The sequence below is a fragment of the Arthrobacter sp. 260 genome, assembly GCF_013116745.1.
In the GTDB taxonomy this organism is placed as follows: domain Bacteria; phylum Actinomycetota; class Actinomycetes; order Actinomycetales; family Micrococcaceae; genus Arthrobacter_D.
Map to the genome: position 1 here is coordinate 14,482 of NZ_JABFOE010000004.1, position 19,580 is coordinate 34,061.

General features: G+C 63.7%; 19 protein-coding genes. 10 read left to right on the forward strand and 9 right to left on the reverse strand.

Annotated features, from left to right (window positions below; genetic code table 11):
- The first annotated feature begins 146 nt into the window (after positions 1–146).
- On the forward strand, positions 147–905 hold the full coding sequence (locus HMI57_RS06060; RefSeq protein ID WP_171585052.1) for a metallophosphoesterase family protein: 759 nt from the start codon (positions 147–149) through the stop codon (positions 903–905).
- Positions 906–929: 24 nt separating this feature from the next.
- On the opposite strand, the gene HMI57_RS06065 is transcribed toward HMI57_RS06060, so the two are convergent.
- Together HMI57_RS06065 and HMI57_RS06070 are read right to left on the reverse strand one after the other, a co-directional pair.
- Positions 930–1,499 (reverse strand): DinB family protein, encoded by a 570-nt coding sequence (locus tag HMI57_RS06065; protein WP_171585053.1) that lies wholly within the window; start codon positions 1,497–1,499, stop codon positions 930–932.
- A 54-nt stretch (positions 1,500–1,553) separates the two neighbouring features.
- Positions 1,554–2,804 carry an MFS transporter gene (locus tag HMI57_RS06070; protein WP_171585054.1) on the reverse strand — a complete coding sequence of 417 codons (1,251 nt, stop codon included), beginning with the start codon at positions 2,802–2,804 and terminating at the stop codon, positions 1,554–1,556.
- Between the two features lie 75 nt (positions 2,805–2,879).
- Here HMI57_RS06070 and HMI57_RS06075 point away from each other — a divergent pair, with 75 nt between their 5' ends.
- A complete protein-coding gene (locus tag HMI57_RS06075; protein WP_171585055.1) occupies positions 2,880–3,422 on the forward strand; it encodes a helix-turn-helix domain-containing protein in 543 nt (180 codons plus the stop codon).
- A gap of 58 nt (positions 3,423–3,480) precedes the next feature.
- Here HMI57_RS06075 and HMI57_RS06080 read toward each other — a convergent pair whose 3' ends face one another.
- Positions 3,481–4,125 carry a hypothetical protein gene (locus HMI57_RS06080; RefSeq protein WP_171585056.1) on the reverse strand — a complete coding sequence of 215 codons (645 nt, stop codon included), beginning with the start codon at positions 4,123–4,125 and terminating at the stop codon, positions 3,481–3,483.
- Positions 4,126–4,272: 147 nt separating this feature from the next.
- On the opposite strand from HMI57_RS06080, the gene HMI57_RS06085 reads away from it, so the two are divergent.
- From HMI57_RS06085 to HMI57_RS06095, 3 genes are read left to right on the forward strand one after another with little or no spacing between them, the layout of a single operon-like run.
- Entirely contained in the window at positions 4,273–5,568 is a 1,296-nt protein-coding gene (locus HMI57_RS06085) for an FAD-dependent monooxygenase (RefSeq protein ID WP_171585057.1), read from the forward strand.
- Positions 5,569–5,578: 10 nt separating this feature from the next.
- Positions 5,579–6,085 (forward strand): GNAT family N-acetyltransferase, encoded by a 507-nt coding sequence (locus HMI57_RS06090; protein WP_171585058.1) that lies wholly within the window; start codon positions 5,579–5,581, stop codon positions 6,083–6,085.
- A gap of 56 nt (positions 6,086–6,141) precedes the next feature.
- Complete coding sequence (locus tag HMI57_RS06095) at positions 6,142–6,756, forward strand: SRPBCC domain-containing protein (RefSeq protein WP_171585059.1); 615 nt, start codon at positions 6,142–6,144, stop codon at positions 6,754–6,756.
- A gap of 49 nt (positions 6,757–6,805) precedes the next feature.
- Here HMI57_RS06095 and HMI57_RS06100 read toward each other — a convergent pair whose 3' ends face one another.
- Entirely contained in the window at positions 6,806–8,245 is a 1,440-nt protein-coding gene (locus HMI57_RS06100) for an APC family permease (RefSeq protein WP_171585060.1), read from the reverse strand.
- Positions 8,246–8,428: 183 nt separating this feature from the next.
- Here HMI57_RS06100 and HMI57_RS06105 point away from each other — a divergent pair, with 183 nt between their 5' ends.
- From HMI57_RS06105 to HMI57_RS06115, 3 genes are all read left to right on the forward strand, one after another.
- Complete coding sequence (locus HMI57_RS06105; RefSeq protein ID WP_171585061.1) at positions 8,429–9,142, forward strand: GNAT family N-acetyltransferase; 714 nt, start codon at positions 8,429–8,431, stop codon at positions 9,140–9,142.
- Entirely contained in the window at positions 9,075–10,097 is a 1,023-nt protein-coding gene (locus tag HMI57_RS06110; protein ID WP_346655142.1) for an FAD-dependent monooxygenase, read from the forward strand. Before HMI57_RS06105 ends, HMI57_RS06110 begins: the two co-directional genes overlap by 68 nt.
- An 80-nt stretch (positions 10,098–10,177) precedes the next feature.
- A complete protein-coding gene (locus tag HMI57_RS06115) occupies positions 10,178–10,315 on the forward strand; it encodes a hypothetical protein (RefSeq protein WP_171585062.1) in 138 nt (45 codons plus the stop codon).
- Positions 10,316–10,667: 352 nt separating this feature from the next.
- Here HMI57_RS06115 and HMI57_RS06120 read toward each other — a convergent pair whose 3' ends face one another.
- On the reverse strand, positions 10,668–10,877 hold the full coding sequence (locus HMI57_RS06120) for a hypothetical protein (protein ID WP_171585063.1): 210 nt from the start codon (positions 10,875–10,877) through the stop codon (positions 10,668–10,670).
- 231 nt (positions 10,878–11,108) lie between these two features.
- Here HMI57_RS06120 and HMI57_RS06125 point away from each other — a divergent pair, with 231 nt between their 5' ends.
- Entirely contained in the window at positions 11,109–13,502 is a 2,394-nt protein-coding gene (locus HMI57_RS06125) for an HAD-IC family P-type ATPase (protein WP_171585064.1), read from the forward strand.
- Here HMI57_RS06125 and HMI57_RS06130 read toward each other — a convergent pair.
- Together HMI57_RS06130 and HMI57_RS06135 are read right to left on the reverse strand one after the other, a co-directional pair.
- Positions 13,484–13,879, reverse strand: coding sequence for a hypothetical protein (locus tag HMI57_RS06130; protein ID WP_346655143.1), 396 nt, complete (start codon positions 13,877–13,879; stop codon positions 13,484–13,486). The two genes, HMI57_RS06125 and HMI57_RS06130, sit on opposite strands and share 19 nt — an antisense overlap.
- 134 nt (positions 13,880–14,013) lie before the next feature.
- Complete coding sequence (locus HMI57_RS06135; protein WP_171585245.1) at positions 14,014–14,367, reverse strand: MerR family transcriptional regulator; 354 nt, start codon at positions 14,365–14,367, stop codon at positions 14,014–14,016.
- Positions 14,368–14,603: 236 nt separating this feature from the next.
- On the opposite strand from HMI57_RS06135, the gene HMI57_RS06140 reads away from it, so the two are divergent.
- A complete protein-coding gene (locus HMI57_RS06140) occupies positions 14,604–16,127 on the forward strand; it encodes a SulP family inorganic anion transporter (RefSeq protein ID WP_171585065.1) in 1,524 nt (507 codons plus the stop codon).
- 95 nt (positions 16,128–16,222) lie between these two features.
- Here the strand turns inward: HMI57_RS06140 and nhaA are convergent, their stop codons facing one another.
- Both nhaA and HMI57_RS06150 read right to left on the reverse strand, forming a co-directional pair.
- Entirely contained in the window at positions 16,223–17,638 is a 1,416-nt protein-coding gene (nhaA, locus tag HMI57_RS06145) for a Na+/H+ antiporter NhaA (protein WP_171585066.1), read from the reverse strand.
- A 341-nt stretch (positions 17,639–17,979) separates the two neighbouring features.
- On the reverse strand, positions 17,980–19,440 hold the full coding sequence (locus HMI57_RS06150) for a DUF4389 domain-containing protein (RefSeq protein WP_171585067.1): 1,461 nt from the start codon (positions 19,438–19,440) through the stop codon (positions 17,980–17,982).
- Between the last annotated feature and the right edge of the window lie 140 nt (positions 19,441–19,580).

Consider the following 19,580-nt stretch of genomic DNA (forward strand, 5'->3'; position numbering starts at 1 on the left):
TAAACACCGGGGATGAGCGTGGATTGCTCGGGAATGCGGAATAGGATCGAACCGTGGGTGACCGAGGCAAAGGAACTGACCTCTTGACCGAAGCCCCCACTGGAGCAAGGGTTTCCGAAAGCGGCGGGGGCGGGCATACTCGGCAAATGATCCGAACTGTTGCAGTCCTGTCCGATATCCACGGGGTGCTGCCGGTGCTCGAGGCGGTCCTCACTGAGCCGGCGGTAGCGTCAGCCGATCTCATTGTTGTCACCGGTGACCATGCGTCCGGCCCGCAGCCGACCCAGGTGCTTGATCGGCTGGCCGCTCTCGGAGACCAGATAGTCCTCGTTTGCGGAAACGCCGACCGTGAGTTGGTTGCCGCTGCAAAGAACCCGCCTGTTGACGGAACCGACGACGTCACGCTCTGGGCTGCCGCGCAGCTTTCAACCGACCAAGTGGCGATCCTCGCCGGCCTGCCCCACCCCGTGACGATCGACGTCGAAGGGTTTGGCCCTGTCCTGTTCTGTCACGGTTCGCCGCGCGATGACGATGAAGTGGTGCTGGTCGACACTCGATTGGAACGGTGGGCAGAAGTGTTCGCCGGGCTGCCTCCCGCTGTGCAGACAGTCGTGTGCGGGCACACCCACATGCCGTTCATTCGGTTGGTCGACCGACGGCAGGTCATCAATCCCGGCAGTATCGGCATGCCCTATGGCGGGTCTGGAGGGCACTGGGCGCTGCTCCACGGTGGGTCGGTCACGTTGCACCGCGTCAACGTCGACGTCGAACAGGCAATAGCGCAGGTGGTCGCTGGATCCGATTACCCGAACCGCCAGGAGTGGGCCGAGTACTACCTTCGATCGGCCGCAAGCGACGCCGAGGCCCTGGCCACCTTCGGTCCCCGCGATGGGAGACCCACCTGACCCAGGGTGAGGATTGACGATCAGTCACTGACCGACGCGACCGTCAATGCATTCCCTCAGCAAATCCGCGTGCCCGCAATGCCTCGCGTACTCCTCAATTCGGTGAACGAGCAACTCCCTGACCGCGATACCGTCGCTGCCTAACCGCTCACCCAGGTCCAGATGAGCGGCAAGCTCTTCATCGGTGGCGGCCTGCTCGCGAGCGAGATCAGCATAGGCGGCATCAACCATTGATTGTTCGGGGAGAACCCCTTCGAAGTCGGTGTCCCGCGGGCCATAAAGCTTTGACAGCGGGGCACCGGGTGCAATCCAGTTGCGCCAGTCGCGTTCCACCTCAGCCAGATGGCGGAGGAGGCCCAGAAGCGACATGGTCGACGGCGGCACCGACCGTTGCGCCAGCTGCTCCGGGGTCAGGCCGTCGCACTTCATCCTGAGGGTGAGACGATAATCCGACAGGTAGTCCTGGAGCGTCGCCAGCTCGCCGTCGCGGCTGACCCCCGCCGAATTGCGGGGATCGTCGTCGGGATTGACCCACATATCGGGGTAGACGATGGCCTTGGTCCATCGCTTGATCTGTTTTTCCACACTGGTCATCCTTGCCTACTGATCATCCGTACGCCAGAAAAATGTTCGGGAAACTACCCGAGGCTACGATTCGACGTCGGCCGCGTCGATTGCCTTGTCCGTGAGGATTGGCATCAGTCCGAGGAGCGCAACGGTCAGGAGGCCCATGATGCCGAACATAGCCTGCAGTCCGAACCAGTGAGCCAGCAGCCCCCCGGTGGCCGCACCCAGAGGCATCGTCCCCCACGCCAGGAGACGGTAGGCGCTGTTGACCCTCCCCAGCAGGCGGTTCGGGGCGATGCGCTGGCGAAGGGACACCGTGATCACGTTCCAGAGCATGATGAGCATTCCGCCCACGAAGAAGATGCCGCCCAGAACATAGGGGTTATCGGTGATGGCGGGCGCGCCGACAAACAGCGCGCCGCCAGCAATGGTCAGCGCCAACGACCTCGACCTGCCCAGCCGGGACTCCGCCCACTCGGAGATGAACGAGCCCGCGAACGCGCCGAGAGCCGATGCTGTCAGGAGCACACCGAATCCCACCTCGGACAGCCCCATCACCGACGCAGGCCCGACAGCGAACAGGACGAAAACGGCAAAAGCGGCGCTGGCTGCAAAGTTGAACACCCCAGTCATGACTGCCAGAGTCCGCAGGATCTTTTGGTTCCATAGGAACCGCAGACCTTCAGCAACATCGAATCGCAGCGTCGTCTTTTGCTCACGTTCGATGCGGAAACTGCCCGGCACCAGGAAGAGTGCGCCGACAGCGAGCAGCCACAGGGCGGCCGGCACGATGAAACCGAGGGCTACGCCGGCTGCCACCAACAGGCCACCAAGCGGGGGACCGACGAACTGATTGGCGGTGAGCTCGACGGCGTAGAGCCGGCCATTGGCGCGCGACAGCTGATCCCGCCGCACAATCTGGGGCATGATCGATTGCGCTGACGTGTCGTAGAGAGTTTCGGTGACCCCAACCAGGAGGGCGATCACGTAGAGCCCCCACAGTGCACCAAGATCCAGCAGGATGATCGCCGTCAAAATGGCCAGCAACGCCGAACGGGTGAGGTTGGCCGTGAGCATGAGCTTGCGCCGATCCAACCGGTCAGCCAACGCACCTGCCGTCAGCGCGAACAGCAGCCAGGGAAGTGAGGCGGCGACGGCGAGCCCGGCGATCAGCGTGGGGGATTGGGTGAACTGGATCGCGAGCAAGGGCAGCGCGATCTTGAAGACACCGTCGGCGAGGTTGGACAGACCTGTCGAGGTCCACAGTCTCCAATATGATGCGCCCAGGGGTACCCGGCTTCGCTCCTGCACCTGCTCTTTGTTTCTGGACATGTGTGAACGATGTCACGGTGATGTAGAAAACTCAAGGCGATTCTATTTCTATACATCACCAGATATGCTGGCTGAATGACTGAAGGGTCCCCGGCGGCCAGGGCCGCCATGAATCCCGCGGCGAGCGCCCGCGAAATTAAAGCGTTAGCCCACCCACTGCGGCTGAGAATTCTGCGTCTGTGCGGACTCAATGAGCTGACCAACAAACAACTCGCTGACCGTTTGGGCCAGGACCCGGGCACCATGCTGTACCACGTTCGGCAGTTGGTTTCGACGGGCTTCCTGGAACCGGGAGAAGTCCGCACAGGGGAGAGCGGTGCGCTGGAAAAGCCTTATCGCTCAACGGGACGATCCTGGCATCTGGACACCGCGCTGGACGAGGCCGGTTCCAACGGTCCGCTGGCACCAATCGACGCCTTACGTGAGGAACTGGCGGAATCCGGACCGCATGCACTCGCCAGCCTTTCACGCTTTGTCCTGCATCTGTCGAAAGCCGATGCCGATGACCTCATCTCCAGGATTTACGGCGTCCTGAAGGAATACACCGCGACTGATACCTCGCGTGCGGGTGAGCCCACCTATGGCGGAATGTTCGTGCTTCACCGCTCACCGGACTAGGAACCCGCTCTATTGGCTGCGGGTCGAACGCGCCCAACCGAGGATCGGCATGTGGTCGTCACTGATGGTCGTCGGTTTTGAGCGCCGGCCCGTCCTCGGTCTCGCGAAGGAATTGGCCGGCTGACCGAAACTCGCGGATGACCTGGACGGCAGCGATCAAAGAAAACGGGATAGCTGACGCAACCAGCCACCACAGACCGCCCGAAACGGCGAACAGGTTTGACGTAACGCAAAATAGCAGCATCGGCAGGATCATCAGCGAGGTGGCTAGGCTTTTCCGTAGTTGTACTGCGGCCGCCCTGCTGACCGCCAGCTGCGTTGTTTCGGGGAGAATCTTGCGCAGTATCTGCCGGCGTACTTTTTTCTGCTCGTCGCTTTCAAGCGCCATCAGCACGCTGAGGGTCCCCACCTCGGCGGCCGGGCGGATTCGATAGGCGTTGTAGACCAACCCGAGGATCAGGGTTCCGATGCCGGCCAGAAGAAATCCGAGCTGGAAGCTCGTGGGATCATTCCACGCAAGTCCGAAAATCAGCGACGAGGCTACCGCGCCTCCAGCCATCAGGACCAACAGGATGGCTGGAAAGTACAGCGTGAAGTAGCGGGTCAGGGCTTTCCCGAGACCGTGGTCGGCTATCCCTCGCGCACGACGTTCCGCTTTCGCCCACCGGGCAGCTTCAGCGGTACTGCTGTTGACCTCGTGCACAGTTTCCCCCTCGGATCCCGCATCCCGGGGCTGACGTCCCGGCCACCACTCCTGATGCTAGCGTCCCGTTTCTACTGCAGGCGAAAGGCCAGAACCCGGGCGCACCCCATCACTGTACGATCAAGCAAACCGACTGAGGGTGGGATTGTGCGGGTAATTGTCATTGGCGGCGGCATTGGCGGGTTGGCGCTTGCCCAGGGCCTGATGCGATACGGCCTGGATGTAATCGTCGTCGAACGCGATCAGGACCTTGCCGATACGGGCGGATACAAGCTACATCTGGGTGAGCCGTCGATCGATGCGCTACGAAAACTGCTCGTGCCGGAATCCGTGGAACTCCTCCACGGATCGGCGGTGGGCACCCTGGGCTTCAGCCTCGCAGTGCGAGACCACCGGGGCAGGCTCCTGATTCGAGCCGACGACGGGTCCGGCGGGCTATCCCTCGACGTGGACCGTGTGACCTTGCGGCTGGTGCTTGCCGAGGGCCTGGGAGCGCGGCTACTCACCGGCAGGTCGTGTCTGAAATGGTCAGCGGAAGAGGACTCGGTCAGGGTGGAGCTCGACAACGGCCAGTCCCTCACCGGGGACCTCCTTGTTCTCGCCGATGGGCCGAACTCGCGCCTGGTCCGACAACTGGCCACACGCCCGACGACGTTCCCCACCGGATTGGTAGGTGTGGCGGGACGAACCCAGTGGAAGGACCTGTCTCCCGCGAGCAGGAAATTGCTCGAGCGATGGCCGATGCTGGCAATTGGCCCCGGCGGAACAGGGCTGTTCGCCACAGCCCACGACCCGGTAGGTCGTCCAGCGCTTCGGGCCCGACGCAATCTGGCAGCCTCCCGTGAACCACTCGCCATCTGGGGTCTGATGACCGTTGAAGGAACCATCCCGCTCCGCCCCGATCCGTCCGCGCCTGTTGACCTGAGCGGCGCGGCAGCAGACCTCCTTCGTCAACGCGGCTGGACAGCGGCCGCCGTCGATATTGTCAGGCATTCGGTGAAAGATTCGGTGGGAGCTTTTCGGCTTTACGGATCGGACCCGGACCGGCTGGCCCCGTGGCCCGCCAGCCGGGTGACTGCCCTCGGCGACGCCGTGCACGCTATGCCGCCCACGGGAGGACAGGGCGCTGCAACAGCAATCCTCGACGCGGCGGCCCTGGCCGATCGGCTCGGCGCAGCCGCGCGTGGCGGAACGACCACGGTCATGGCTATCCACGATTATGAGGCAGCGATGCGCGGCTATGCAGCGGAGGCGGTGCGTGAATCGCTGCAACCGGTCCGGTGGATTCTCGGTACCGCATCACCTGCCGGATCCCAGCTGACCCGGCTGGCGCTACCCGCCGTCGCAGCCGCCGCCCGGCTGGGCCGGGTCGTACGGCCCTACAGGCGCGAGGGGAGAAAGAAGTTGGCGGACAGACGGAATAACTTCAGCGGGGTTCGGTAGCGTTAGGCGGATGATCGAACTACCCGTTCCCGCAACCCTCAGTCCACCGTCCACCCGGGTCAGGACGTCCTACCTCGTCGGTGAGCAAGCCGACATGATCGATCGCGGCACCTCCACCGACTGGCTCCGGGACGCCAGCCTGGACTTCGAGGCTTTCGTCAACGAGCGGACAGGCGTCCGCGACCGTTGGGGTGTTCCGTCCGAGCTGTTCTGGTACACGTCGGATGAGTACTATTTGGGATCGCTCGTGATCAGGCACCAGCTGACCGAGGATGAAGGTGGCGGTCATATTGGATACCACGTTGTCTACCCCTGGCAGCGACAGGGTCACGCCACCCACATGCTGCAACACGCTCTCGCGAAGTGCAAGGTGTTGGGGCTGGAGCGCATTCTCCTGACCGTCTCACCCGACAATGAGGCCTCACTCACCGTTGTCCGCCGCAATGATGGGATTCCGGACGGAGTCAATCACGAAGGCGAGCTCCGCTTCTGGATTGATATCACCGAGGCACGCTAGCGAACGCTCACATCTAAAAGGCCCCCACGAAAGTCCCATCCCGAAGCGGAGTACCGATGAAGATTGACGACCAGCTCAATGCAGTCACTCGCCGGGTGGCGTCCTCCACCGCATCCCACAGTGTGATTCTCGAGCAGACCTTTACAACTACCTTGGGTGAGCTTTGGGCAGCCTGTACCGATCCTGCGCTCCTCGTCCGCTGGTTTGAGCCAGTGGAAGGGGAGTTGCGCCAGGGCGGGAGATATCGCCTGTCTGACAGCTCCACCGAAGGGACAATCACTCAGTGCGAACCACCCACGAGCCTCCGGATCACCTGGGAGTACGAAGGGGACATCAGCGAGGTTGTGGTGAAGATGAGGGACTCCGGGGGGCAGGTGACCCTGGTCCTCGAGCATCTGATGGCTGACAGCGAACACTGGCGGGTCTTTGGGCCCGGCGCAGCCGGCGCCGGCTGGGACGAGAGCTTTTTCGCGCTGGCCCTGTTCCTGGCTGGTGATCCGCAATCAACCCCTGAAGAAATGGCGCAGGTCAACGCCACGCCAGAAGGAAAACAGTTCCTCCTCGACACCACAGCCGCCTGGGCGACGGCGCACATCGCCTCCGGGGCAGACCCCCGCGCTGCTGAGGAAGCATCACAGCGGACCCGGACTGCTTATGGCGCCCAGACCTGACACACAGGAGCGGTGGGTGGTGGCGGGCTGACCTGGAAGCGGGCTGCTCCTAGCTTTTCTTCCGGGCCAGTTTGGCGAGGAGATCCTCTTCAGCGTCCGCTCCGGGCTTGATACCGGTAGGGATTCTGGACAGGAAGAGCATTCCGAGGACCCACCACAAACCAAACAGGATCCACGGCGGTGGGGTGAGCGACGCGGGCATCCCCGGCATGTACAGGCTGAGCAGTCCGACGCAAAGCACCACAGCCGCGAAACCGATAATTACGCCACCGTTACCGGTTCCGCCAATGCGCAGCGGCCGGTCCATCGCTGGCTCTTTCCGACGAAGGATGATGAACACGATTGCCACCAGGAGGTAAGCGATCACAATGCTTGGTGCGCCCGAGTCGACCAGCCACACCAGCATTGCCTCACCGAAGAAGGGAGCGAGGAAGGATAGTCCGCCAATGAACAGGAGCGCGTTCGATGGGGTGCGGTACTTCGGGTGCAGCTTGCCGAACCAGCTGGGCAACATACCGGAGCGGGCCATTGAGTACATCAGGCGGGAAGCTCCGAGCAGCAGCGAGTTCCAGGACGTGAGAATGCCCGCGATGCCTCCGGCAATCAACACCTTGGCCATGATATCGGTGCCAAACAGTGCGCCCATCGCATCCGCCGTCGCGATGTCGGCCTGAGCGATCTCGTTAGCCGGCATGGCTGACGACGTCGTCAGCACGGTCATGACATACCAAATGGTCGCGAGAATCACCGCGATGACCACCAGACGGCCGATCTGGCGCGCCGGGATATTCACTTCCTCGGCCGACTGCGGAATGACGTCAAACCCGACGAAGAGGAACGGCACCACCACCAGGACGGCGAAGTACCCACCCATGCCCCCGGTGAAGAAGGGTTCCATGTTCTCGGTCGAGCCACCCGTGAACGAACCGAAGATCAGCATCAGTCCGATGATCAGGAGCAGTAACACAACGAAAGTCTGTGCCACTCCGGCAAGTTTTACGCCCAGGATGTTGACGCCGGTAATGACGACGGCGGCCACGGCGCCGACGAGAGCCCATGTCAGGTGGACCTGACTTCCCGCAACCTCCCAGAGCGGCACCTGATTGAGGTTAGGAAAAAGGTAAAGCGCGGTGCGGGGGAGAGCTACGGCTTCGAACGCGACAATCGTGACGTAGCCGCCGGTAATTGCCCACGATCCGATGAAGGACCAGCGCGGGCCCATTCCCCGGAGCAGAAAGTTGTGCTCGCCACCGGCCTTCGGCATCGCCGCTGTGAGCTCGGCATAGGTCAGGCCGACCACGCCCATGATGACACCACCGGTGATCATTGCCAGGGTGGCCCCCATGGTGCCCGCGTCAGCGATCCAGCCACCGGTCAGGACTACCCAGCCGAACCCGATCATCGCGCCGAAGCCCAGTGCGAGGGCGTCCCAGTTGCCCAGAACCTTCAGCAGGGAGGTGTCGGTCGGTGTTGATGATTCAGTAGCCATGGGAGCCTCTCCTTGGTGCTTGTCTGATGGCGATTACGATCAGAGTAGTGCCGGAGGGAGCTACCGGCCCCAAGGAAGCCCCACATTTCTTGGCGCCGGCGGATGAGTTGCAGAATGAGGCTTTGCTGGTTATATTCCCGGACGCCTTTCCCAGGTCCGACCCTGAGGTGGGAAACTGTTCGCATGAGTTTTGCCCGCGCCCGTGAGCATGACCCCAATCCCGACGATAGCCCTCACGATGACACCGACGCTGACACAGCTGCGGAGGCGTTGTCCCCAGTTTCTGTGCCCTGGCCGTCACAGGACCCAGTCCATGGCCGGATTCGGCTCCGTCGATTCATCGACCAGGATGCCGACATGGCGATAGAACTTTCGCAGGACGACTACATCCCCCGTATCGGAAGCCTGCCACACTGCAGCTCCCCGGAGGAGGGACTGGCATGGGTGCACCGGCAGCGTGAACGCCATGCGAACGGATCCGGGTTCTCGTTTGCCATCGTTGACGAGGAAGCGGGCCGGTCGGTGGGGAACATAGGTTTGTGGATCAAAGAGCTGGCCGAGGGGAGGGCCCAGGCCGGGTACGGGATCATCCCCAGCGCGCGGGGACGGCGGAACGCGGCAGACGCCCTGACAGCCCTGCTGAAATTCGCCTGGACCATCCCAAACCTGCACCGGGTGGAACTCCATATTGAGCCGTGGAACGTGGCCTCCGTAAGAACTGCCGAGCTGGCCGGGTTCGAGGAGGAAGGTCTGCTTCGAAGCCATCAGGCGATCTCCGGCAGAAGGGTCGACATGCTGGTCTTCTCCGCGGTCCGGGAACACGGTTCAAGTGGAGCACAGCCCATCCCAGCCCTCCCGCTGGGTGGACCAGGCGGGCTGGACCTTCACCATGGCTAGCGGTGACGACACCCGCGTGCCGGCCAGCACAACCTGCGCGATTGTTGGCGGCGGACCGGCAGGACTGGTGCTGGGTCTGCTCCTTGCCCGCGCGGGTATCCGGGTGACCGTTCTGGAAAAACACGCTGATTTCCTCCGCGACTTCCGTGGGGACACAGTCCACCCGAGTACCCTCAGCCTCCTCGACGACCTCGGCTTGTTCGAGCGGTTCAATGCGCTCCAGCAGTCGCACCTGACCCGGGTATCAGTCCCCGGCGCCGACGGTGGGCAGGTAGTGCTCGCAGACTTCGGCCGCCTTCCCCTCCGACACCCTTATATTGCGATGGTCCCTCAATGGGACCTCCTCAACCTTCTTGCTGACGCCGCGGGTACTGAACCGGGCTTCACCCTTCTCAAGGAACACGCGGTGACACGAATTGTTCGCGACGGCAACCGGGTCGCTGGCGTCGACTATGACTCTCCCGAACTGCTTCCCGACCTGGCGGCAGGCCTCACCGGCCTGTTGTCGATGGATGACGTGAAACACCTCGACGTGCGCGTCGATCGGCTACGGCGCTGGTACGCGCCGGGGGTACTCTGCATCGGCGACGCCGCGCACGCCATGTCGCCGGTCGGTGGGGTCGGCATCAACCTTGCCGTTCAGGATGCGGTAGCTGCAGCCCGATTGCTGGCACAGCCACTTCGAGAAGGCAGACTGGGCCGCAGACACGGCACTCGTTACCTGGCCCGTGTCCAGCACAGGCGGATGATTCCGGCCGCGGTGCTGCAACGCCTGCAGCGGGCTATTCACACGCTGGTCATCATGCGCGTCCTGCGTGGAGAGGTCACCACGCCACCGCCACTGCTCGGCAGGGTGCTTGAGCGTGTCCCAGCCCTCACCGCGATTCCGGCGTTCCTGATCGGCGTCGGGCCCCGCCCCGAGAGGGCTCCGGGGTGGGCGCGGCGATCGGCCTAACCAGCTGAATCCCTATCTGTAGGGTGGAAGGCCCAGCCAGCTACGGACCAATAGGGATCAGCTCAGATCCGGGCGGCACGGTGAGCTTCTGGTCCCTAGGAGTGGGAATCCTGCTGTTGGCGATCTCGGCTGGGTTCCGATATGTGGAGCAGATTGAAGCGGCCGGAGCGGGCGTCCCGACCGGCCGCAGCACCTCAACCCCTGAGGTGCGTCAGTAAGCCAAGGACCGGAAACGGACGAGCCAAGACGCTGTGCCCGGAGCATTTCGTTGCTGGTGAGTAAACTTCCGTGCCGCGTGGCGTCCTTCCTTCTCCAAAATGTCGGAAGGTGGTGGCATAATTCCGGTAATGCGGCGGTACCCTCCGTCGCCGTTCACCATGGGGGAAACATGGATCACAGTCTGAGTTCCGCTACGCCTGGCCACTCTGAGGAGTCCATCCGGGACGACAACAGACCGCCGCAAGATCAGCAGGGGCAGGTCGCGAAGGTCCCGGATGTGCCTCCTTATGCGCCGGATTTCCAGCGTCAATACTGGCCCTGATCCCACTACCGGTCCCGGACCTGGGACGGCTAGGTTGGACGTCCCTTTGACCGACGGTGGATTGCGATTGACCCGATGACAATGAGTGCGTTCGCCGCAACGAAAATCCACCATCGACTCCACATCTGCTGCACCAGAATCCAGTAGAGCGTGAGAAAGAGGAAGGTAATTCCAGCTGCCAGGAAGCACCAGCCAATCAGGGCAACCCATCCCGGCGCGGGCTCACTTTTGTCTGGCACCGCTGAGCCCTCCTTCCGGGTGATGCGTGCATGACCTGGGTTGGTCTTGCCCTCTGGCGTGTGATGGCTGCTGCAACCCATGTTCCTCCAGTTCCTCCCGCTCGACCAGCAGGGTGACCCGGCGCCCTTAAGAAAGTGCTACGGAACCGGTATCGTAGGCTCACGCACCCCTGATCTGCCGAGATTCTGGGTCCTCGTACGGTGCTCGTATCGCATCTGGGGGTAGATGGAATGAATGTTGCTTCTGGCCAGGGACTAAGCGCTTCTGAGGTTGCGACGCGGATAGCCGACGGGCGAACCAATGCGTTTGTCCAGGACACGAGCCGCAGCGTGCGGAGCATCATCCGGGCCAATGTGCTGACCCTGTTCAACGGCATCATTCTCGCCTGTTTCCTGGTGCTGTTCGCGATCGGGCGATGGCAGGATGCCCTGTTTGGCTTTAGTGCCATCGCGAACGCGGTCATCGGCAGTGTCCAGGAATACCGTGCTAAACGTGCACTCGACCGTCTGGCTCTGCTCAACGCGCCGACAGCACGGGTGGTACGCGACTCCGGCGAAGCCGAGATTGACGTGGCACAGGTGGTGATGGATGACCTGCTCGTCCTGCGGGCAGGAGACCAGGTTCCCGCGGACGCAATTGTCGTTGGCTCCGGCGGGCTTCAGCTGGACGAATCGATGCTGACCGGCGAATCGGACGCGGTCGACAAGGTGCAGGGGGACCGAGTGCTCTCCGGATCAGTGGTCGTCGGCGGGGAAGGAACGGCCACCGTGGACCGGGTGGGCGCGGAGTCGTTCGCGAACTCGCTGGCCGCCGAAGCCAAGCGGTTTTCCCTGGTGGCCTCCGAACTGCGCTCCTCAATTGACCGGGTCCTTAAATGGGTGAGCTGGATCATCGGGCCGGTCACCCTGCTGGTGCTGAACGCCCAGATGGCGGCGTTGGGTGGGTGGGACCAAGCCCTGTCGACTGGTGCATGGCGGGACGCGGCCACCGCCAGCATCGCCTCCGTGGTTGCCATGGTGCCGCTTGGTCTGGTCCTGATGACCAGCATCACCTTCGCTGTGGGCGCGGTGAAGCTGGGGCGGCAGCAGGTGCTGGTCCAGGAACTACCCGCCGTGGAAGGGCTGGCGCGGGTGGACATGATCTGCCTCGACAAGACCGGGACCCTGACCCAGGGGGACATCGTCTTCGATGAGGCGCACCTGTTGACGGCAGCGCCGGGGTGGGAGCGGGTCCTGGCTTGGTATGGAAGGCAGAATGACGCCAACGCGACCGCCCGCAGTCTCGCGTCCCGTTTCACCACGCCGCCCGACGAGCTCGCCCTCGGGCGGGTCCCCTTCTCCTCCGACCGCAAATGGAGCGCCGTCGTCTTCGCTGACGGCATGTGGGTTCTCGGCGGACCCGAGATGGTCTTTCCGGCGCAGCGCTTTACCGGTCCCCGCTATACCCACCTCGCAGCGCAGGCCACCGATCTCGCGGCGACGGGCCGACGCACCCTGATCCTTGCCCGTGGAACCCCGACCGGCGACGAGACGGTCCCGGCCGATGCGGTTCCGGTTGTTCTACTCACCTTCCGGGAGAACATCCGGCCGGACGCAGCCGACACCCTGTCCTTCTTCGCCGCCCAGGAGGTCAGCGTCCGGATCATCTCCGGCGACAACCCGCAGACGGTCGCCGCGATTGCCCGCGATGTGGGGCTCGACGACGCCCTCGGTTTCGATGCCCGCGATTTTCCCGACGACGACGGCGAGTTCCTCCGCACCCTGAACGAGCACGTTGTCTTTGGGAGGGTCACACCCGACCAGAAGCGCCGAATCGTCGTCGCGCTGAAGTCCGCTGGCCAGACCGTGGCGATGACCGGCGACGGCGTCAACGATGCGCTGGCCATCAAGGAAGCCGACATTGGCGTCGCCATGAACTCGGGGTCGGCGGCAACCAAAGCCGTCGCGCGGCTGGTGCTGCTGGACAACCGGTTTTCCCACCTGCCGAGCGTCGTGGCCGAAGGCCGCCAGGTGATCGCGAACATTGAGCGGGTTTCGATGCTCTTCCTGACCAAGACCGCCTACGCCACCTTCCTCGCGATAACGTTCGGGTTGCTGCTCCTCCCCTTCCCCTTCCTGCCCCGGCAACTCTCGGTTACCGACGGCTTGACGATCGGAATCCCGGCCTTCTTCCTGGCTCTCCTGCCCAACGCGCAGCGATACGTGCCAGGTTTCCTCAGACGCTCCCTCACCTTCGCGATCCCGGCCGGCGCCGCTGTCACCCTGGGTCTGGGGTGCTACGCGTTCCTCGCCGCGGAGCAGGGGATACCGGAGCCGGAAATCCGCAGCGGGTCGACCCTGATACTCACCATTGTCGGGCTCTGGATCCTGATCGTCCTGTCCCGCCCGGTCACACGGTTCAAGGGCCTGGTGATCGGAACGATGATGATCGGCCTTGTGGTGATTTACTCATTGTCGGTTACCCGAGATTTCCTCCAGCTGGTCGACCCGACGATGCCTACAGCGGTGCTGGTGCTTGGCGCGTCGCTGACCTCGATCGGCCTCATCGAGGTGGTGCGCTTCGTCCACCGGAGACTCGCCCGCCGCGACGCCGGTCGGGTGGCCGTTCAGTCGACGGCGAAGTAGCGCCGTCCCGCTCCCACCCAGAGCGGAACGGTGACAGCTACCGCGAACACGGTCTGGCTGACGACGCCGATCCAGTCGCCGTCGTCGGCCGCCACCAGATCCACCACCATCACGGCCAGCCCCAGCAGCATCACCGTCGTCGCACCCAGCCTGGAGGTAGCGCTGCCGCGGGCGACGCCCGAGGCAAGCGCGATCACGAACAGGCCAAAAAGCACCATTCCCGCGCCGGCGAGGGTGACGGCGAAGGCGATGCCCTCGGCCACTACCACCGGCGCATACCTGAGGAACATCGTGAGAACGCCGAGGGCGATTTGGGCGATTCCGCTCACGTACATGAGGACCACCGCGAAGGTCACCATGCCCGGTCTCGGGGGCACCTCAGTCCTCATGCCGGTCTCGATGGGTGAGCCATGCGACCAGAGTAGCCACGCCCAACCTCCTCGGCAAACAACCCGGATCCGGTCGCAGCTCCTCTCCCCGCCCCCTGAGCGCAAGCCGCAGGGAGCAGCGACTACCGGGTCTGCAGGGAGTGAATGAACTCATCCGCCTGGCGGAGGTTCCGGGCAAGCTTCTCCCTCTTGGCCTTCGCTTCGCTGATATAGCTGACAAGCAGTGCCTCATCACCCGGGGAGGGATCCACGCCGTCCAGGCGGCCGAGGGCATCGAGGAGTTCAGCCATCTCCTCCAGGGTGAAGCCCAGGGGCTTCATGGACCGGATCACCAAGAGCCGCGCAAGGTCGGCCTCCGTATAGACGCGGAAACCCCCCTCGGTCCGGGAGGTGGCCGGAAGCAGACCGACGTCGTCGTAATGGCGAATGGTCCGCAGCGACAGGCCCGTTTCCTCGGCCAGTTCCCCGATGTGCATGGTCCGGAGGGCTGTTGCAGCAAGGTCTTTGGATGTCGTCAAAGCTTCTCGTTTCGATACCGATTCAAACCCGACCCTCACGTTAGGGTAGGGTTTCCAATTGTACGGGGTGTTGCAGCCGGAATTTTCTCCGCCGCACCCCGATTCCCTTGCCGTTACGGTACCCGCGCAGTGCTGCGCCGCCAACTTCCTACCGAAGGCCCGCCGTCGGCCTTGACCCAGTGAACGGAGCCAGCATGGCTATGAAAACGTCCCCGGCCGAACCAGCTCTGACCCCGGAGCAGCGCCAATCGGTTCGTGCGACCTTGAGATCCCCCCGGCGCCTGAAGACTGAGGTGCTGGCAGGCCTGGTGGTCGCGCTGGCCCTGATCCCGGAAGCGATCGCGTTCTCGATCATCGCCGGAGTCGATCCCCGGCTGGGACTCTTCGCTTCCTTCACCATGGCCGTCTCGATTGCGTTCCTGGGCGGCCGGCCAGCGATGATCAGCGCCGCTACCGGGGCCATCGCTCTGGTGATCGCGCCCCTGGTGGCCAGCCACGGTGTGGACTACTTCATCGCGGCAGTGATACTTGCCGGCATCCTCCAAATTGTGCTTGGCCTATCAGGGGTGGCGAGGCTGATGCGCTTCATTCCCCGCTCGGTGATGGTCGGGTTCGTCAACGCCCTCGCGATCCTTATCTTCATGTCGCAGGTGCCGGAGCTCATCGGGGTCCCGTGGCTCGTGTACCCGTTGGTGATTCTGGGTCTCGTCATTGTCTTCGGGTTGCCCAGGCTGACCAGGGCCGTGCCAGCGCCACTGGTGGCGATCGTTGCGTTGACCCTGATCACCGTTCTCGCCGCCGTCGCCGTGCCCACGGTCGGCGACAAGGGAGAGTTGCCCGACAGTCTCCCGTCCCTATTCTTTCCGAATGTTCCGCTGACGCTTGAGACACTCCAGGTCATCGCGCCGTTCGCGCTGGCCATGGCGTTCGTCGGGCTGCTGGAATCGCTGATGACGGCCAAGCTCGTGGATGACGTAACGGACACCCGGTCGAATAAGACCCGTGAGTCCTGGGGCCAGGGCGCGGCCAACATCATCACCGGGTTCTTCGGGGGGATGGGCGGGTGCGCGATGATCGGGCAAACCATGATCAACGTCAAAGCCTCCGGTGCCCGGACCCGAATTTCCACGTTCCTTGCCGGGGTCTTTTTATTGATCCTCGTGGTAGTGCTGGGTGACATTGTCGCCCTGATTCCCATGGCGGCCCTGGTAGCGGTGATGATCTTCGTGTCAGTGGCGACATTCGACTGGCACAGTATCCGACCCGCCACCCTGCGGATCATGCCCAAGAGCGAAACCTCCGTCATGGTGTCCACAGTGGTGGTGGTTGTTGCCACCCACAACCTGGCCATCGGCGTCGGGGTGGGCGTACTTGTCGCAATGGTGCTGTTCGCGCGTCGGGTGGCGCACTTCGTCACCGTCGAACGTCAGGTGACCGGGCCCGACGGCGCCCAGGTCGCCACCTACAAGGTCACCGGCGAATTGTTCTTCGCCTCTTCCAATGACCTCTACACCCAGTTCGATTACGCACTGGACCCGGCGAAGGTGGTCATCGACATGAGCGGTTCCCACCTGTGGGATGCGTCGACGATCGCCTCGCTGGACGCAATCACTGAGAAGTACCACCGGCACGGGACCCAGGTTGAGGTGACAGGTCTCAACGATGCCAGTGTCCTCATGCGGGACCGCCTCGGAGGCAGGTTGGGGGCGGGTCACTGACGGGGCGGTCACTGAACCAGGAGTAAAAAAAGAGCCAACCCCCGCGCGGTCACCGCGCGGGGGTTGGCTCTTTTGAGGTCTCAGCTCTGCTTTCTTTAGCGTGGTCCCTGAGCGCCAGCTCCCGGCACTGCATCATCGGGGTCCGGAGCGGTGACTGTTTCGTCTGCGTGGTTTCCTGGTTCCTGGTAGACGTCGGGGATCCCGTCGCCGTCGGCGTCGACCCTCTCCTCCGCCTCAATGGTGCGGTAATGCTTGTTGCGTGCCCGCAGGATCACTGAGGCAATCAGTGCGGCCAGGATGGACGCCATCAGGATTCCCACCTTGGCGTGATCATTGGTGGTGCCGTCGGGCGTGAAACTGAGGTCGGCGATCAGGAGGGAGACGGTGAAACCGATTCCGGCCAGCAACGCCACCCCGATCAGGTCAACCCAGCGCAGCGCCGGGTCCAGGTTCACCTTGGTGAGCTTGGTGAGGAGCCAGGTGGTGCCCACGATGCCGATTGGCTTGCCCAGCACGAGGCCGAGGATGATGCCCAGAGCGACGGGATCGGTGACTGCCGAGACGAAGCCGCTCCAGCCGCCGACGGTGACACCGGCCGAGAAGAAGGCGAAGACGGGGACAGCGAACCCGGCGGACAGCGGGCGGATGCGGTGTTCGAAGAGCTCGGCCAGTCCGGGCCCGGCATCCGGTCCGGCGACGGCCTTTCGGTGCAGCACGGGAACGGCGAATCCGAGAAGGACGCCTGCAACGGTCGCATGGATTCCGCTGGCATGGACCAGCGCCCAGACCACGAAACCGATCGGCAGCAGGATGAACCAGGCGGCAGCAGGCTTCAGGTGGAAGAACTGGCGGTACTTCTGCGCCAGGATTGTGTACAGGGCCAGCGGGATCAGCGCCAGGAGCAGGGGCGTGACCTGGATGTCGTCGGAGTAGAAAATGGCGATGATCGAGATGGCGATCAGGTCGTCGACCACTGCGAGAGTGAGGAGGAAGATCCGGAGCGCGCTCGGCAGATGTGAACCGACAATGGCGAGGACCGCGACGGCGAACGCGATGTCGGTCGCCGTGGGAATGGCCCAACCACGCAGGGTCTCGGGGCTGAAGATGTTGATGCCAACGTACACCAGGGCCGGAACGGCGACGCCGCCCACTGCAGCAGCGACCGGGACGATCGCCTTGGCGGGATTGCGCAGGTCACCGGCAACGAACTCACGTTTGAGCTCAAGGCCCACGAGGAAAAAGAAGATCGCTAGCAGGCCGTCCGCTGCCCAGGCTCCCAGGCTCAGCTCCAGGTGCCACGGCTCGTACCCGAAGGTGAAGTCCCGCAAGGCGAAGTAGCTGTCGGACGCGGGGGAGTTGGCCCAGATGATTGCGGCGGCCGCGGTGATGACCAGCAGGATGCCGCCGACGGTCTCCTTGCGGAGAATTTCGCCGACTCTCAGCGACTCGGAATAGGTGCCGCGGCCCAGTACGCCTGATTTCGGCTTGGGCTCGGTTGATGGTTCTGCCATGAAGAAGTCTCCTGGATTGGGCTCGACAATTTACTGCCGACCAGTCTTCCCGGCTCACCTTTTGCTCCAGTCTACCGGCCACGAGGCTGTTCGGGTCCAGCCGGGCTGCCCGGTGGCGCGCCGGTGCGGCTCGGATGATCCGCCGGACGGTCCCGGATCAGCGCTGGTGGCTGTTCCGTCTTGCAGTGAAGCGCCGCACCAGATCGGCGGCGGCCAGGACCGCGACGGCGATAGACAGGGCAATCAGCGCCGCGAGGTCGCGACGATGCCGTTGATTTTGTCCATGCCAAATAGTGCGCTGCGCGGGTGGAGCAAGGCGGCGGGGACACGTATCGGCTCGGTCACGTTTCGGTGTCCTGATCCAGCCGGAACGGCGGGTACTCGTCGCGCATCAGCGCGCCGTACACCAGTACCCGGGTGGTCCACCGGTTCAGTCCCATGATGAAGGCGAAGAGAGGGCGCGGATAGCTGCCAGTGAATAGCAGGGTCACGACGGCGATCAGCACCAGCAGTCCCAGCAGCGACAGCCCACCAGTGCCGTCATACTCACCTCGCTGCACCTGCCATCCCCAGGTGGCCGACCCGGTGATGGCCGCCACGATGAGCAGATGGGGGATGAGGAGAAGCCAGGACTTGATGAGCACCAGGCCGCGGGAAAGCCGATCCGGGTAATCAACGACGACGTCGGCCGGGTAGTCGGCGCGCGCGAGGGTGAAGGGTGGATACCGGTCGGTGCCCGCGGCAGCGTAGGCATAGAACGCCACCCGCCAGTTCCAGCGGATCACTCCCACATTGAAGTTGAAGAGTGAGCGCGGGTAATGACCGGTGAACAGAATGGCGAACCAGGCGACGATGGTGGTGACCGCGAAGGCGAACCACAGGAAGAACAGGACGAAATAGTGGGGTATCGCCAGGAACCATTTCACCAGCCACAGCCAGCGGGACAGTCCCGGGTCCAGCCGGCCGATGATCTCGGCGGGGTAGTGCTCGGCCGGGTAGTGCTCGGCCGCGGTGGCGGGGGTGGCCAGCCCCGCGGCGGGGGTGGCAAGAACCGGTGCACCGCCTTGGCCGGTGGACGCGGGGAAAGGGGGAAGACCAGTGGCCGGCGTGGGTTGCCGGGGTTCGTGGGCCGCGCGTCCCAACCCGATCGCGCCCAGAACCAGGAGTGGTACCCCGACCGCGAGTATCACGAGACCGATTATCAGGATGGCTGTCCCGGCCGGTTGGATGAGCTCCGAGCGGAAGCCTGCCTGCAGGTCCGCGGAGATGCCGGGTGAGGCATCGGCGTTCATCACCACCACCGTCCAGTTTCCCGGGGCGATGTTCCAGGTGACTTCCTGTTCTCCGGGTCCGGAGGCTGCTGCAGCCCAGAACTCCTGGGATTCCGGCGTCTCGGGAGTCGTTGATCCCGAAATGTTGCGGTACACGGGTCGGAACGGGGTGAAGTCCACGTCACGCAGCTCGGTCCGGTCGACACCGTCCAGGTAGTCCTCCACTGCGTCCTGCGGGGCGAGGCCGATGAAGATCTCGTCCGCGGGATCCGCTGCGGTGACACGGATCCTGAGAGTGCCGACGTCGAACGGTAGCCGTTCGGCGGTTCCTTCGCCGAAGGTTTCCAGTCGGGGAGAGACGAGGGCCTGGGAGGCGACGGCGTAACGCTCTGTGGGGGAGGTGAAGTAGCCGTCATCCCGCTGATCGGATGCCAGGACTGCCACAGCCAGGCCGCCGGCGGCCAACGAAGCGCCGATGAGGGACAGGATGATGCCGATGATGAGCATTGCGATGGAGCTGGCCCTGTTCATGGATAACATCCCTCCTGCCGGGCGGCGGCACTACAGCCTGCCTTCCTGCCAAGGATGCAGTGGTACGACTGGGGCCGATAGGGCCGAAAGTCACATCCTGCCCCAGCAGCACCGGCACGGGATGTGCCCTTCCGATGGGG

Excerpts from the sequence above, each read along its gene's own strand:
- HMI57_RS06060 (WP_171585052.1), top strand. The coding sequence starts at position 147 with ATGATCCGAACTGTTGCAGTCCTGTCCGATATCCACGGGGTGCTGCCG.
- HMI57_RS06065 (WP_171585053.1), bottom strand. The coding sequence starts at position 1,499 with ATGACCAGTGTGGAAAAACAGATCAAGCGATGGACCAAGGCCATCGTC.
- HMI57_RS06070 (WP_171585054.1), bottom strand. The coding sequence starts at position 2,804 with ATGTCCAGAAACAAAGAGCAGGTGCAGGAGCGAAGCCGGGTACCCCTG.
- HMI57_RS06075 (WP_171585055.1), top strand. The coding sequence starts at position 2,880 with ATGACTGAAGGGTCCCCGGCGGCCAGGGCCGCCATGAATCCCGCGGCG.
- HMI57_RS06090 (WP_171585058.1), top strand. The coding sequence starts at position 5,579 with ATGATCGAACTACCCGTTCCCGCAACCCTCAGTCCACCGTCCACCCGG.
- HMI57_RS06095 (WP_171585059.1), top strand. The coding sequence starts at position 6,142 with ATGAAGATTGACGACCAGCTCAATGCAGTCACTCGCCGGGTGGCGTCC.
- HMI57_RS06100 (WP_171585060.1), bottom strand. The coding sequence starts at position 8,245 with ATGGCTACTGAATCATCAACACCGACCGACACCTCCCTGCTGAAGGTT.
- HMI57_RS06105 (WP_171585061.1), top strand. The coding sequence starts at position 8,429 with ATGAGTTTTGCCCGCGCCCGTGAGCATGACCCCAATCCCGACGATAGC.
- HMI57_RS06125 (WP_171585064.1), top strand. The coding sequence starts at position 11,109 with ATGAATGTTGCTTCTGGCCAGGGACTAAGCGCTTCTGAGGTTGCGACG.
- HMI57_RS06135 (WP_171585245.1), bottom strand. The coding sequence starts at position 14,367 with ATGCACATCGGGGAACTGGCCGAGGAAACGGGCCTGTCGCTGCGGACC.
- HMI57_RS06140 (WP_171585065.1), top strand. The coding sequence starts at position 14,604 with ATGGCTATGAAAACGTCCCCGGCCGAACCAGCTCTGACCCCGGAGCAG.
- nhaA (WP_171585066.1), bottom strand. The coding sequence starts at position 17,638 with ATGGCAGAACCATCAACCGAGCCCAAGCCGAAATCAGGCGTACTGGGC.
- HMI57_RS06150 (WP_171585067.1), bottom strand. The coding sequence starts at position 19,440 with ATGAACAGGGCCAGCTCCATCGCAATGCTCATCATCGGCATCATCCTG.